Raw genomic sequence first — 13,091 nt, 5'->3', positions numbered from 1 at the left:
CCATGCTACGGGCGGCGGCGGGCGCTGCGCTTTTCATTTGTGGAAGGCGGGCTTCCACCGAGGCGGGCAGGGCCTTCGCGTCGAAAGCCCCTTCCTAGAATGCCCGCCCATGGCCATGCATTTCGACCTGGTGGACCTGCGCCTGATGGTGCACATCGCCGACGCCAACAGCATGACGCGTGGCGCGGAGCTGTCCTTCATCTCGCTGCCCGCGGCCAGCACCCGCATCAAGAACCTGGAGGAGGGCATCGGTACCAAGCTGCTCTTCCGCACCAACCAGGGCGTGACCCTCACGCCGCCCGGCCAGGCGCTGGTGACGCATGCGCGGGCGGTGCTCGGCCAGATCGAGCACCTGCGCGGGGACATGCAGGAATACGTGCGCGGCATCAAGGGCCATGTGCGGGTGTTCGCCAACACCACCTCGCTCAGCGAGTTCCTGCCGCCGGTGCTGCGGCACTTTCTGCGGTGCAACCCGGACGTCAACATCGACCTGCGCGAGCGCCTGTCGCACGACATCGTGCGCGCGGTCATGGACGGCCAGACCGACATCGGCATCGTGGCCGGCCTGGTGCGCACCGAGGACCTGGAGACGCTGCCCTACCGCCGCGACCGGCTGGTGCTGGTGGTGCCGCAAGGCCATGCGCTGCAGGCCGAGGCGCAGATCGACTTCGCCGACACGCTGGCCTTCGACCACGTGGGCCTGCACGAGTCCAGCGCCATCCATGCCTTCCTGCGCCAGGCCAGCGACCAACTGCACAAGCCCATCAAGCAACGCATCCAGGTGGGCAACTTCGAGACCGCCTGCCGCATGATCGCCTCTGGCGTGGGCGTGGGCGTGCTGCCCGAATCGGCGGCCAGCCGCCATGCGCAGGCCATGGCCATCGGCATCGTGCCGCTGTCGGACGCGTGGTCGGTGCGCGAGATGCAGATCTGCATGCGCCGGCGCGAGACGCTGCCGGCCTTCGCGCAGGAGCTGGTGGCGCTGCTGGTGGCCGACGCGCAGGGCCGGCTCGACCCGGACTGACCCCACCCGCCTGCAGACTCAGGCCACGCGCCCGTCGCGCGCCATGGCCCGCGCGATGATGATCTGCTGGATCTGCGTCGTGCCCTCGTACAGGCGAAGCAGCCGCACGTCGCGGTAGAAGCGTTCGATGCCGTACTCGGCCATGTAGCCCGCGCCGCCCAGGATCTGCACCGCGCGGTCCGCGATGCGGCCGCAGGCCTCGGTGGCGAACATCTTGGCGCTCGAGGCCTCGATGGCCACCGACAGGCCGTCGTCGCGACGGCGGGCGGCCTCCAGCGTCATCGATTCGGCGGCGAACAGCTCGGCCTGGCTGTCGGCCAGCATGGCCTGCACCAGCTGGAAGTCGGCCACCGGCTGGCCGAACTGGCGGCGGTCCATCGCATAGGCCAGCGCGTCGCGCAGGATGCGCCGCGCCAGGCCCACCGCGACGGCCGCGATGTGGATGCGGCCCTTCTCCAGCACCTTCATCGCGGTGCGGAAGCCCTGGCCCTCGCGGCCGCCGATGAGGTTGGCGGCCGGCACCCGCACGTCGTCGAAGATCACGTCGCAGGTATGGGCGCCGCGCTGGCCCATCTTGCGGTCGGGCTTGCCGAAGCGGATGCCCGGGGTGCGCGCGTCGACGATGAAGGCCGAGATGCCGCCCGCGCCCTTGTCCTGCGGATCGGTGCGCGCCATGAGCGTGAACATGCCCGCATGCGGCGCATTGGTGATGTAGCGCTTGCTGCCGTTGACCACGTAGTGGTCGCCGTCGCGGATGGCCGTGGTGCGCAGCGAGGCGGCGTCCGAGCCGGCCTCGGGTTCGGTCAGCGCGAAGGACGCGATCAGCTCGCCGCTGGCCAACCGGGGCAGCCAGTCGCGCTGCTGCTCGGGCGTGCCGTCGATCAGGATGCCCTGCGAGCCGATGCCCACGTTGGTGCCGATCACCGAGCGGAAGGCGGGCGAGGTCTGGCACAGCGCGAACAGCACACGTGCCTCTTCTTCCATGGTCAGGCCCAGGCCGCCATGCTGCTCGGGGATCGACAGGCCGAACAGGCCCAGCGCGCGCATGTCCTGCACGATGTCGGCGGGCACCTGGTCGGTGCGCTCCACGGCGTCTTCTGCGGGCACGAGGCGCTCGCGCACGAAGCGGTTCACGCTGTCGAGCAGCGCATCGAGGATCTGGGGATCGCGGATCATGGGTCTTCCTTAAAGGGCGTCGGCCGTGCCCAGCACGGCGGTGGATTGGCTGGACAGCGTGCCGCCGTTGCCGTGGACCACGGCGGTGCGGTGCGTCGCCAGCTGGCGCTGGCCGGCTTGGCCGCGCAACTGCCGCACGGCCTCGATCAGGGCGAAGATGCCGTACATGCCCGGGTGCACGCAGGACAGTCCGCCGCCGTTGGTGTTGACGGCCAGCCGCCCGCCCGGGGCGATGGCGCCGCCTTCCACGAAGGGGCCGCCCTCGCCCTTGGCGCAGAAGCCCAGGTCCTCCAGGAACAGCAGCGTGTTGATGGTGAAGGCGTCGTAGAGCTGGGCCATGTCCATGTCGGCCGGGCGCAGGCCCGCCATGGCGAAGGCCTGCGCACCGGACTGGGCGGCCGCGGTGGTGGTGAGCACCGGCATGCACGAGATCTGGCGGTGCCACATCGCTGTGGCCGTGCCCAGCACATGCACCGGTGGCTGCGGCAGGTCGCGCGCCCGGTCGGCACGCACCAGCACCAGGGCACCGGCCCCGTCGGTCACCAGGCAGCAGTCGAGCACGCCCAGCGGGCTGGCGATGGGCCGGGCCGCGAGCACATCGTCCACCGTGAGCGGATCGCGCCTGAAGGCCTCGGGATTGCGCTGGGCCCAGGCGCGTGCGGCCACGGCCACCTCGGCCAGCTGGGTCCGCGTGGTGCCGAACTCGTGCATATGGCGTGCCGCGGCCAGCGCATAGGCGGTCACGGGCAGCACCGGCTCGTAGGGAAACTCGAAGGGCTGCGGATCGAGGAAGCGCCGTGCGGCCTGCATCTCCCGCCGGCCGAAGCTGGCCGACCGTTGCGCGCTGCCGTAGCACACCAGCACCGCCTTGCACTGGCCCGCCTCCAGCGCACGGATGGCCGGCAGCAGGTGGGCGATGAAGCTGCTGCCGCCCAGCATGGTGCCGTCCACGTAGCTGGGGTTGAGGCCCAGGTGCTCGACCACCGGCATGGCCCACATGCTGGCCGACACGCTGCAGGTGGCGATGCCGTCGATGTCCTGCATCGTCAGGCCCGCATCGGCCACCGCCGCATGGGCGGCGCGCACCAGCAGCGTCATGTCGTCCATGCCCGGCGATTCGCCGCAGCCGTAGGTGGCGGCACCGGCGATGGCGACGCGGCCCCGCAGACCGCGGTTGACGGCGCCGGCATCCAGCGTCGAGCGGGGAATCTGTCCGGCCGTGGTCATGCCGCACCGCCTTCCTCGGGATGGAAGAGCACCAGCCCGCGGCCCTCGCGCTGGACGACGCGCGCCTTCACGCGCTGGCCGATGCGAACGGCCTCGGGCGCGACGCCTTCCACGCGGCTCATCATGCGCACGCCCTCGTCGAGGTCGATCAGCGACACGTTGTAGGGGCCGCCGTCCTCGGCCTTGCGGTGGACCGTGCTGGCCGAATGGACCTGGCCGGTGCCGCGCGCCCGCACCCAGCGCAGCGGGGCGGCGCCGCAGTGGGGGCAGAGTTCGCGCGGCGTGAAGACATGGCGGCCGCACTGCGGGCAATGCTGCAGGCAGAAGCGGCCGGCATCCAGCTCTGCCTGGTAGTGGGCGCCCGCGCCGACGTGCATGGTGGGAGAGGGTGTGCTGGACATGGGTCAGGACACCGTGATGCCGGCCGTCTTGATGACCTTGGCCCACTTGGCCATCTCGCTGTGCAGCCGCTGGCGCAGCGCCTCCTGCGTGCCGGGGTCGGCCTCGGCGCCGGCCTCCAGCAGCCGCTGGCGCACGGCCGGGTCGTTGAAGGCGGTGTTGAAGTCGGCGTTGATGCGCTCCAGCACCGGCTGCGGCGTGCGCGCCGGCGCGAACAGCGCCGCCCAGGAATAGGCCTCGTAGCCCGGCAGCCCGGACTCGGCCACCGTGGGCACCGACGGCAGCATGGCCGAGCGCTGCGGGCTGGCCACCCCCAGCACCTTGATGCGGCCGGAGCGGATGTGCGGCAGCGCCGTGGGTGCGTCGCTGAACATCAGCTGCACCTGCCCGCCCAGCAGGTCGTTCATGGCCGGCGCGCTGCCCTTGTAGGGCACATGCAGCAGCTTGGTGCCGGCCTCCATGTTGAACAGCTCGCCCGCCAGGTGCGTGCCGCCGCCGTTGCCGGAGGAGCCGAAGCTCAGCTGGCTGCCCGGCTTCTTCGCCAGCGCGATCAGCTCGGCGATGGTGTTGGCGGGCACCGCGGCATTCGCGACCACGAACACCGGGAACACCGCCGCGAAGCTCACCGGCGCGAAGTCCTTCTCGATGTCGTAGGGCAGCTTGCCCATGAGCGAAGGATTGACCGAATGGTGGATGGCGCCCACGAACAGGCTGTAGCCGTCGGGCGCCTCCTTGGCCGCCACCGCGGCGCCCACGGTGCCGCCGGCACCGGCGCGGTTGTCGATGAGGGTGGGCGTCTTCCAGATCTCCGACAGCCGCTGGCTGGCGATGCGCGCCGTGGTGTCCACCGGCCCGCCGGGCGGAAAGGGCACGATGAAGCGCACCGGGCGGCTGGGCCAGGGCTCGGCCGCCAGGGCACCGAGCGGCCAGGCGGCGGCGCTGAGCAGGCCACCGGCCAACAGGCGGCGGCGGGTGGAATCGACGGGGGCGATGGGCATGGCGGTGTCTCCTTCCTGTTCAGGGCGTCGGCGCTTCGGCCCATTCGCGCAGCACGCGCCGCAGGACCTTGCCGTTGGTGTTGGTGGGCAGCTCGTCCAGCGCCACGATGCGCGCCGGGCGCTTGTAGGGCGCCAGCAGCGGGCGCAGGTGGGCCTGCAGCGCCGCGGCGTCGAGCAGCGCGCCGCGGCGCAACTCGACATAGGCCACGATGGCCTCGTTGCCGTCGTCCTCGGGGCAGCCGACCACGGCCGAGCGCTGCACGGCGGGATGGGTGTTCAGCGCCAGCTCCACCTCCGCCGGGTACACGTTGAAGCCCGAGCGGATGATCATTTCCTTCAGCCGGCCGACCACGAAGAGCGCGCCGTCCGCCGCCAGCTCGCCCAGGTCGCCGCTGGCATACCAGCCGCCCGGGCGCATGGCGGCCGCGGTGGCCTCGACGTCGCGGAAGTAGCCGGGCATCAGGCCGCGGCCGCGGATCCACAGTTCGCCGCGCTCGCCCGCGGGCAGCGGCCGGCCCGTCGCGGGCTCCACCACCTGCAGCTCGGCCTCGGCCACGCGGTAGCCGGCGCTGGTGTCGTCGCGCGGCTCGCCCAGCCGGGTGATGTGCACCGAGCCCGCGTATTCGGACAGGCCGTAGCCGTGGTGCAGCACCTGGCCGAAGGCGGCTTCCACGCGCCGCTTGAGCGCCAGGTCCAGCGGGCCGGCGCCGGTGTAGAGGTAGCGAAGCTGCGGCGCCGCGGGCCGGGCGATGCCCTCGTGCTCCAAGTGGGCCAGCAGGCGCGAGAACAGCGCCGGCGGGCCCTGCAGCTGCGAGACGCCTTCATGGGCCAGCGCATGCAGCAGGTCCTGCGGCTCGAACTGCGGCCGCATCACCAGCTGCGCGCCGGCCAGCAACGAACTGATCAGCACCGTGCCCAGCCCGAAGATGTGCGTCATCGGCACGAAGGCGTAGCTGCGGTCCTCTGGCCCGAGCCGGCGCGAGGCACCCGACACGCGCGCGAAGTGCAGCAGGGCGTCGTGGGTGAGCATCACGGCCTTGGGCCGGCCGGTGGTGCCCGAGGTGAAGATCAGCGCGGCCACCGCGCCGCGCTCGCCCGGCGTCGGGTCGGGCTGCGGCCGGGCGGCGGGGCGCACGGCACTGCGATGCAGGCCGGGCAGCGCCGACGGCACGGCGCCCATCCGCGTGGCATGGGCGGCGGCGCTGTCGCTGGCCTGGCTCGTGAAGTACACCACCCGGGCATCCGCGGTGGCGTCGAAGCCTTCCACCTCGGCCGGTGCCATGCGGGCGTTGACGCCGCAGGACCAGGCACCGACCCGGCTGCAGGCCAGGATCAGCGCCGCATGCTCGGGGCAGTTCTCGGCCACGACCATCACGCGGTCGCCGGGCCGCACGTCCAGCGCGCGCAGCTCGGCCTCGGCCACGTCGGTCAGCGCGCCCAGCTCGGCAAAGCTCAGGCTGCGCCCATCGGGCAGGTGGATGAAGGGCCGCTGCGGCGCATCGGCCAGCCAGCGGTCCAGGGTATGGTGCAGGCGTGTGGGCATGTCAATCCACCACGATGCCCTGGGTCACGGTGGACCACATCGCCCGCTCCTGCGCGGCGCGTTCGGCCAGCTTCTGCGGCGAGCCGGTCCATTCGTCGTAGCCCAGCTCCTTCAGGCGCCGGGCCAGGGCCGGCTGCGCCAGCGTGGCGGTGATGGCGCGGTTGAGGCTGTCCACCTTGGCCGCGGGCAGGTCCTTCGGGCCGTAGATGCCGTACCAGCCGCCCACGTCGAAGCCCTCCAGCCCGGCGATGCCCGACTCGGCCAGCGTGGGCACGTCCGGCAGCGTGGCATTGCGCTGCGGCGAGGTCACGGCGATGGGCCGCACCTTGCCCGCCGCGATGTAGGTGCCGGCGGTGCTGATGATGTCCATCATCATGTCGATCTGGCCGCCGATCAGGTCGGTCATGGCCGGCGCATTGCCCTTGTAGGGAATGTGATTGAGCGCGATGCCGCTGCGCCTGGCGAACAGCAGCACGCCCAGGTGGTTGGAGCCGCCCACGCCGGCCGATCCGTAGCTCAGCTTGCCCGGGTGCGCCTTGGCATGGGTCACCAGGTCGCGCGTGGCCCTGAAGGGCTCGTCGTTGTTGGCCACCAGCACGTTGTAGTAGCTCAGCACCGGCGCCACCGGCGTCAGGTCGCGGGCCGGATCGAAGGGCATGCGCGCCATCACGTTGGGGCTGATGGTGATGGTGGGGCTGGCCGCGAAGAAGAGCGTCAGGCCGTCGGGCTTGGCACGCACCACCTCGCCGCCGGCCAGGGTGGCATTGGCGCCGGGCTTGTTCTCCACCACCACCGGCGCGCCCAGCTCGCGCGAGAGCGCGACGGCCACCAGGCGCGCGCCCTGGTCCACCGGGCCGCCGGCCGCGTAGCCGACGACGAGGCGCACCGTCTGGTTGTCCTGCGCCAGGGCAGGCGGCAGCGCGAGGGCGGCCGCAAGGGCCAGAGCGGCCTGCAGCAGCGGGCGCCGGGCAAGAGGGGGGCGGGGGCGGGCCATGGGGTTGTCTCCTTGTTGTCGAATGAACGGGTGGCCGGCGGCAGGCCGGTGCTCAGGCGCGCTCGAACACGGCCGCGATGCCCTGGCCGCCGCCGATGCACATCGTCTCCAGCGCATAGCGGCCCTGGCGGCGCTGCAGCTCGTGCATCAGCGTGGCCAGGATGCGCACGCCCGTCGCGCCGATGGGATGGCCCAGCGAGATGCCCGAGCCGTTGACGTTGAGCTTGTGGTCGATGGCGTCCCGGTCCTGCCAGTCCCAGCCCTGCAGCACGGCCAGCACCTGGCAGGCGAAGGCCTCGTTGAGTTCGACCAGGTCCATCTGGTCCAGCGTGAGGCCCAGGCGCTGGAGCAGCTTCTTGGTGGCGGGCACCGGGCCGATGCCCATGTGCGAGGGCTCGCAGCCGGCCGCGGCCCAGCCCACGAGCGTGCCCATGGGCGTGAGGCCCAGCGCGGCCAGCTTGTCCTCGGCCACCACCAGGCAGGCCGCGGCGGCATCGTTCTGCTGGCTGGCGTTGCCGGCGGTGACGCTGCCCTCGGCCATCAGCGGCCGCAGCCGCGCGAGGCTCTGGGCGGTGGTGTCGGGGCGGATGCCTTCGTCGCGCGCGAAGCGCAGGGCCTCGCCCTTGCGCTGCGGCACCGTCACCGGCACCACCTCGGCGTCGAAGCGGCCGGCTTCCCATGCGGCGGCGGCGCGGGCATGGCTGCGCGCGGCGAAGGCATCGGCGGCTTCGCGGGCGATGCCGTAGTCGCGCGCCAGGTTCTCGGCCGTCTCGATCATTCCGGAGATGCGGCCGAAGCGCTCGACCGGCTGCGAGCGCTCGCGCCCGCGTTCCAGCCGGTCGTAGAAGCGCACGTTGCCCGCGCGCGCACCCCAGCGCATGTCGGTGCTGTAGTACTCGATGTTGCTCATGCTCTCCACGCCACCCGCCAGCACCACGTCGGCCGCGCCGCTCTGCACCATCATGGCGGCCGTCACCACGGCCTGCAGGCCGCCGCCGCAGCGCCGGTCCAGCTGCATGCCGGGCACCTCCACCGGCAGGCCGGCCTGCAGCGCGGCCCAGCGGCCCACGCAGGGCACCTCGCTGTTGGCATAGGACTGGGCGAACACCACGTCGTCGATGCGGGCCGGGTCGACGCCGCTGCGGTCGACGACGGCACGCACCACGGTGGCGGCGAGTTCCTCGACGGGCACGGGCCGCAGGCTGCCGCCGAAGGCGCCGACGGGCGTACGCAGGGGGGTGACGATGGCGGCTCGGCGCATGGGGACTCCTGGGGCGATGAAGGGAAAGACGGTCAATGGAAGGCCGCGCCGCACTGGCGCAGCAGCGCATGCGCCTCGTCGGCCAGGGCGTCGCGATGCGCGGGCGCGGCGATGTCGATCAGGCGCTGCACGCGGCGCGACAGCGGCTGGCCGCGCAGGTCGGCCACGCCGTGCTCGGTGACGATGAGGCCGGCATCGCTGCGGGCCGTGCTCACGGGTCCGGACAGGCGGGCCACGATGCGGCTGCGGCCCTGGTGCGTGGCAGGCAGCGCCACGATGGGCAGCCCGCCGCGGCTGCGTGCGGCGCCGCGCAGGAAGTCGGCCGCGCCGCCCACCGCGCCCACGTACACGCCGCCGGCGACCTCGGCATTGACCTGGCCGGTGAGGTCGACCTCGATGGCGCTGTTGATGGCGGCCAGGCGATGGCTGTCCGCCAGCACCTGCGCATCGTGCGTGTAGCCGGTGTCGCGCAACTGCAGGGCCGGGTTGCGATGGGCCCAGCGCCGCAGCGCGGCCGTGCCCATGAGGACGCCGGCGATGCCCGTGCCGGCATCGCGTGTCTTGCGGGCATGCGTGAGCACGCCGGCCTCGGCCAGCGCGGCCACGCCGTCGCCGGCCACGCCGCTGTGCAGGCCCAGGTCGCGGTGGCCGTGCAGCGCGGCCAGCACCGCCTCGGGCAGGTTGCCCACGCCCAGCTGCAGCGTGGCACCGTCCTCCACCAGGCCGGCGATGTGCGTGGCGATGGCCTGCTCGGCCGGGCCGGGCGCGCTGCGCTGCAGGTCGGGCGGCGGCTCGGTGGCCCCCACGAGCAGGTCGAAATCCGCCCGCTGCAGCAGCGGGCCGCCGGCCGTCCAGGGCACGTCGGCGTTCACCTCGCCGATCAGCACGCGGGCGCGGGCGATGGCGGCCGGCAGGTATTCGCAGGCCAGGCCCAGGCTGAAGCGGCCCTGGGCGTCGGGCGGCGGCAACTGCAGCAGCACCACGTCCGCGGCCAGCCGGCCGTCCGCGAGCAGCGCCGGCAGCTGCGAGTAATGGCAGGGCAGGATGTCCAGCACGCCGGCCTGGGCCAGGGCGCGGTGGGCGCCGCCGGCCGCATAGCCGAAGAAGTCCAGCACGTCGGCCTGCGCAGGCTGCAGCGTGTCCGACGCGGCGATGCCCACGAACACCCGCAGCCGCCCGCCGGCCGCCATCGCATGGCGATGCGCCACCAGCGCGCGGGTCAGCGTCAGCGGCTCGGCGGTGGCCTGGCCCCACCAGAGCGTGTCGCCGGGGCGCACCAGCGACTGCAACCGCTGCGCGAGCGCTGCCTGCGTGGCCGTCATGCGTCGCGGTTCCAGTCGAAGCGCAGCGGCTGCTTGTCGCGGAAGCGCTGCACCGCGTCCTGGTGGTAGGCCGAGCTGCGGCACATCGTCTGTGCATAGGCCTCCATCTCGGCCAGGGCGGCGGCGTCCTGCTCGAAGGCGCGGTTCATGATGGTCTTGGCCATGCCGATGGCAGCGGTGGAGGCCTGGCCGAAGCGCCGGGCCAGGCCCAGGGCCGCCGCCTGCAGCGCCTCGGCGTCCTCCACCACCTGGTAGACGATGCCCAGCGACTGCGCTTCCTCGGCACCGAAGCTGCGGGCGGTGAAGACCAGCTCCTTCGCCTTCTGCCGGCCCACGATGCGCGGCAGCAGGTGCATGGCGCCCAGGTCGGGCACCAGGCCGATGCGGCCGAACACGGCGCAGAAGCTGGCACGGCGCGTGGCCAGCACGAAGTCGGCCGCCAGCGCCAGGCTCAGGCCGGCGCCGAAGGCCGGGCCGTCCACCGCGGCGATGACCGGCTTCTCCAGGTTCTCCAGCGCCGGGAACCACTGGTGCAGCTGGCGCATGCGCTCGCGCCAGGGCAGGCCGGCCTGGGCCGGGTCCAGCATCTGGCCGATGTCGCCACCGGAGCAGAAGGCGCCGCCAGCGCCCTGCAGGATCACGGTGTGCACCTGCGCGTCGTCGCGCATGCGGGCGATGGCTGCGGCCAGCGCCGGGCGCATGGCCTGGCTCAGGGCGTTGCGCGTCTCGGGACGGTTGAGCGTGAGCGTGCCCACGCCGTCCTGCACGTCGGCGAGGATGGGGCTGTCGTCGGACATGGCGGGCGCGTCAGACCGGGTCCCAGCTGAACACGTCGGCCGAGCGGTCCATCGGCACGAAGGCGGCCTTGAGCGCGGGCATGGCGTGCTCGGCGATGAACTGCGGCGACCAGCCCTCGCTGCGGTGCACGGAGCGCAGCGGCCGCGGCTGGCTCATGACGAAGATCTCGTTGTTGCGCACCGCGAAGACCTGCGCATTGACCCCGGCCGCCGCGTCCGACAGCAGGTAGACGGCCAGCGGCGCGATCTTTCCGGGCGTCATCTGGCGCAGCTTCTCGACGCGGGCCTGCTGCTCCGGCGTGTCGGTGGGAATGGAGCCGATCATGCGGCTCCAGGCGAAGGGCGAGATGCAGTTGGAGCGCACGTTGAACTTCTGCATGTCCAGCGCAATGCTCTTCGACAGCGCCACCAGCCCCAGCTTGGCCGCGCTGTAGTTGGCCTGGCCGAAGTTGCCGATGAGGCCGGAGGTGGAGGTCATGTGCACGAAGGCGCCGCTCTCCTGCTCCTTGAAGTGGTTGGCCGCGGCGCGGCTCATGTGGAAGCTGCCGTACAGGTGCACGCGGATCACCGCGTCCCATTCGTCCACGCTCATCTTGTGGAAGAAGCGGTCGCGCAGGATGCCCGCGTTGTTGACCACGCCGTCGATGCGCCCGAAGTGGTCCAGCGCGCACTGCACGATGCGGCCCGCACTGGCCGCCTCCGACACGCTGTCGGTGCTGGCCGCGGCCTGGCCGCCGGCGGCGCGGATCTCGTCCACCACGCGCTGGGCCGGGCCGGCGTCGGTGCCTTCGCCGGTGGTGGAGGTGCCGATGTCGTTGACCACCACGCGCGCCCCCTCGGCCGCCAGCGCCAGGGCCATGTCGCGGCCGATGCCGCCGCCTGCGCCCGTGACCACCACCACCTTGTCCTGCACCATCTTCTGTCCGGCCATGTCTCGTCCTTGTCGGTTCTGATGGCAGGAGCTTCGCCGCATCGGGGGCGCCGCACCATTCGCCATTGCGAAGGCCGGGCTTCGGCTGCATGGAAGGGCACGCCTTCGTGTGCGTGGAAGGGGCGTCTTCATCGATGCGAAAGCCCCGCTTCCACAAAGCCGGCTTGCCGCGGTGGCTGTGCCCGCCGACCATCGCGGCCATGAAGAAGAGCCTCTTCGCGGCCCCGGCCGCCGCCACGCCATGATCGACAAGACGCTGTCCGACAACCACCACGACATCCGCGATGCCGTGCGCGCGCTGTGCGCCGGATTCCCCGACGCCTACTTCCGCGAGGTGGACGCGCAGCGCGCCTACCCCGAGGCCTTCGTCGATGCGCTCACCCGCGCCGGCTGGCTGGCGGCGCTGATCCCGCAGGAATACGGTGGCTCGGGCCTCGGCCTCACCGAGGCCAGCGTGGTGATGGAGGAGATCAACCGCTGCGGCGGCAACGCCGGCGCCTGCCACGGCCAGATGTACAACATGGGCACGCTGCTGCGCCACGGCTCCGAGGCCCAGAAGCAGCGCTTCCTGCCGCGCATCGCCAGCGGCGAATGGCGCTTGCAGTCGATGGGCGTGACCGAGCCCACCACCGGCACCGACACCACGAAGATCAAGACCACCGCCGTCAAGAAGGACGGCCGCTACGTGGTCAACGGCCAGAAGGTGTGGATCAGCCGCGTCCAGCATTCCGACTGGATGATCCTGCTCGCGCGCACCACGCCGCTGGCCGAGGTGACGAAGAAGTCCGAGGGCATGTCGATCTTCATGGTCGACCTGAAGGAGGCGCAGCAGCGCGGCCTGACCGTGCGGCCCATCGCCAACATGGTCAACCACGAGACCAACGAGCTGTTCTTCGAGAACCTGGAGATCCCCGAGGAGAACCTCATCGGCCAGGAAGGCCTGGGCTTCAAGTACATCCTCGACGGGCTGAACGCCGAACGCACGCTGATCGCCGCCGAATGCATCGGCGACGGCTACTGGTTCATCGACCGCGTGACGCACTACGTGCGCGAGCGGCAGGTCTTCGGCCGGCCCATCGGCCAGAACCAGGGCGTGCAGTTCCCCATCGCCGATGCCTTCATCGAGGTCGAGGCCGCCAACCTGATGCGCTGGAAGGCCTGCGAGCTGTTCGACGCGCATCAGCCCATGGGCGCGCAGGCCAACATGGCCAAGTACCTGGCGGCCAAGGCCAGCTGGGAGGCCGCCAATGCCTGCCTGCAGTTCCACGGCGGCTTCGGCTTCGCCTGCGAATACGACGTGGAGCGCAAGTTCCGCGAGACGCGGCTCTACCAAGTGGCACCCATTTCCACCAACCTGATCTATTCGTATGTGGCCGAGCATGTGCTCGGCCTGCCTCGGTCGTTTTGAGACCACCCCCC

General features: G+C 71.9%; 12 protein-coding genes. 2 read left to right on the top strand and 10 right to left on the bottom strand.

The genetic code is table 11. The features are described 5' to 3' along the window. Positions 1 to 109: 109 nt before the first annotated feature. On the top strand, positions 110 to 1,024 hold the full coding sequence (locus ACT54X_RS26655) for a LysR family transcriptional regulator (protein WP_354321699.1): 915 nt from the start codon (positions 110 to 112) through the stop codon (positions 1,022 to 1,024). A gap of 18 nt (positions 1,025 to 1,042) precedes the next feature. Here the strand turns inward: ACT54X_RS26655 and ACT54X_RS26650 are convergent, their stop codons facing one another. Genes ACT54X_RS26650 through ACT54X_RS26605 form a run of 10 tightly spaced genes read right to left on the bottom strand, consistent with a single transcriptional unit; the run spans position 1,043 to position 11,657 of the window. Further along, the gene (locus ACT54X_RS26650) at positions 1,043 to 2,200 is read right to left on the bottom strand and encodes an acyl-CoA dehydrogenase family protein (RefSeq protein ID WP_476349563.1); all 1,158 of its coding nucleotides are present in this window, start codon (positions 2,198 to 2,200) and stop codon (positions 1,043 to 1,045) included. Between the two features lie 9 nt (positions 2,201 to 2,209). Further along, entirely contained in the window at positions 2,210 to 3,427 is a 1,218-nt protein-coding gene (locus ACT54X_RS26645; protein ID WP_476349561.1) for a thiolase, read from the bottom strand. Beyond that, complete coding sequence (locus ACT54X_RS26640; RefSeq protein ID WP_354321722.1) at positions 3,424 to 3,804, bottom strand: Zn-ribbon domain-containing OB-fold protein; 381 nt, start codon at positions 3,802 to 3,804, stop codon at positions 3,424 to 3,426. The genes ACT54X_RS26645 and ACT54X_RS26640 overlap by 4 nt, the downstream gene beginning before the upstream one ends. Positions 3,805 to 3,831: 27 nt before the next feature. Beyond that, positions 3,832 to 4,824, bottom strand: coding sequence for a Bug family tripartite tricarboxylate transporter substrate binding protein (locus tag ACT54X_RS26635; protein ID WP_294377859.1), 993 nt, complete (start codon positions 4,822 to 4,824; stop codon positions 3,832 to 3,834). Between the two features lie 19 nt (positions 4,825 to 4,843). Further along, positions 4,844 to 6,367 carry a class I adenylate-forming enzyme family protein gene (locus tag ACT54X_RS26630; RefSeq protein WP_294377861.1) on the bottom strand — a complete coding sequence of 508 codons (1,524 nt, stop codon included), beginning with the start codon at positions 6,365 to 6,367 and terminating at the stop codon, positions 4,844 to 4,846. Position 6,368: 1 nt separating this feature from the next. Next, positions 6,369 to 7,361, bottom strand: coding sequence for a Bug family tripartite tricarboxylate transporter substrate binding protein (locus tag ACT54X_RS26625; RefSeq protein WP_294377864.1), 993 nt, complete (start codon positions 7,359 to 7,361; stop codon positions 6,369 to 6,371). Between the two features lie 52 nt (positions 7,362 to 7,413). Further along, positions 7,414 to 8,622 carry an acetyl-CoA C-acetyltransferase gene (locus tag ACT54X_RS26620; protein WP_476349558.1) on the bottom strand — a complete coding sequence of 403 codons (1,209 nt, stop codon included), beginning with the start codon at positions 8,620 to 8,622 and terminating at the stop codon, positions 7,414 to 7,416. A 32-nt stretch (positions 8,623 to 8,654) separates the two neighbouring features. After that, a complete protein-coding gene (locus tag ACT54X_RS26615; protein WP_476349556.1) occupies positions 8,655 to 9,944 on the bottom strand; it encodes an acetyl-CoA hydrolase/transferase family protein in 1,290 nt (429 codons plus the stop codon). Next, a complete protein-coding gene (locus tag ACT54X_RS26610) occupies positions 9,941 to 10,741 on the bottom strand; it encodes an enoyl-CoA hydratase/isomerase family protein (RefSeq protein WP_476349554.1) in 801 nt (266 codons plus the stop codon). Before ACT54X_RS26610 ends, ACT54X_RS26615 begins: the two co-directional genes overlap by 4 nt. Positions 10,742 to 10,751: 10 nt before the next feature. Further along, on the bottom strand, positions 10,752 to 11,657 hold the full coding sequence (locus tag ACT54X_RS26605) for an SDR family NAD(P)-dependent oxidoreductase (RefSeq protein WP_294378000.1): 906 nt from the start codon (positions 11,655 to 11,657) through the stop codon (positions 10,752 to 10,754). Positions 11,658 to 11,913: 256 nt separating this feature from the next. On the opposite strand from ACT54X_RS26605, the gene ACT54X_RS26600 reads away from it, so the two are divergent. After that, complete coding sequence (locus tag ACT54X_RS26600) at positions 11,914 to 13,080, top strand: acyl-CoA dehydrogenase family protein (protein ID WP_294377876.1); 1,167 nt, start codon at positions 11,914 to 11,916, stop codon at positions 13,078 to 13,080. The last annotated feature ends 11 nt before the right edge of the window (positions 13,081 to 13,091 follow it).

The sequence above is a fragment of the Pseudacidovorax sp. DMC4 genome (genome assembly GCF_056314265.1).
The sequence above is the reverse complement of the archived record's forward strand: the minus strand, read 5'-3'. Positions and strand labels throughout refer to the sequence as shown.

What these genes read in the sequence shown, in the direction of transcription:
- ACT54X_RS26655 (WP_354321699.1), top strand. Translation starts at nt 110, where the DNA reads ATGGCCATGCATTTCGACCTGGTGGACCTGCGCCTGATGGTGCACATC.
- ACT54X_RS26650 (WP_476349563.1), bottom strand. Translation starts at nt 2,200, where the DNA reads ATGATCCGCGATCCCCAGATCCTCGATGCGCTGCTCGACAGCGTGAAC.
- ACT54X_RS26645 (WP_476349561.1), bottom strand. Translation starts at nt 3,427, where the DNA reads ATGACCACGGCCGGACAGATTCCCCGCTCGACGCTGGATGCCGGCGCC.
- ACT54X_RS26640 (WP_354321722.1), bottom strand. Translation starts at nt 3,804, where the DNA reads ATGCACGTCGGCGCGGGCGCCCACTACCAGGCAGAGCTGGATGCCGGC.
- ACT54X_RS26635 (WP_294377859.1), bottom strand. Translation starts at nt 4,824, where the DNA reads ATGCCCATCGCCCCCGTCGATTCCACCCGCCGCCGCCTGTTGGCCGGT.
- ACT54X_RS26630 (WP_294377861.1), bottom strand. Translation starts at nt 6,367, where the DNA reads ATGCCCACACGCCTGCACCATACCCTGGACCGCTGGCTGGCCGATGCG.
- ACT54X_RS26625 (WP_294377864.1), bottom strand. Translation starts at nt 7,361, where the DNA reads ATGGCCCGCCCCCGCCCCCCTCTTGCCCGGCGCCCGCTGCTGCAGGCC.
- ACT54X_RS26620 (WP_476349558.1), bottom strand. Translation starts at nt 8,622, where the DNA reads ATGCGCCGAGCCGCCATCGTCACCCCCCTGCGTACGCCCGTCGGCGCC.
- ACT54X_RS26615 (WP_476349556.1), bottom strand. Translation starts at nt 9,944, where the DNA reads ATGACGGCCACGCAGGCAGCGCTCGCGCAGCGGTTGCAGTCGCTGGTG.
- ACT54X_RS26610 (WP_476349554.1), bottom strand. Translation starts at nt 10,741, where the DNA reads ATGTCCGACGACAGCCCCATCCTCGCCGACGTGCAGGACGGCGTGGGC.
- ACT54X_RS26605 (WP_294378000.1), bottom strand. Translation starts at nt 11,657, where the DNA reads ATGGTGCAGGACAAGGTGGTGGTGGTCACGGGCGCAGGCGGCGGCATC.
- ACT54X_RS26600 (WP_294377876.1), top strand. Translation starts at nt 11,914, where the DNA reads ATGATCGACAAGACGCTGTCCGACAACCACCACGACATCCGCGATGCC.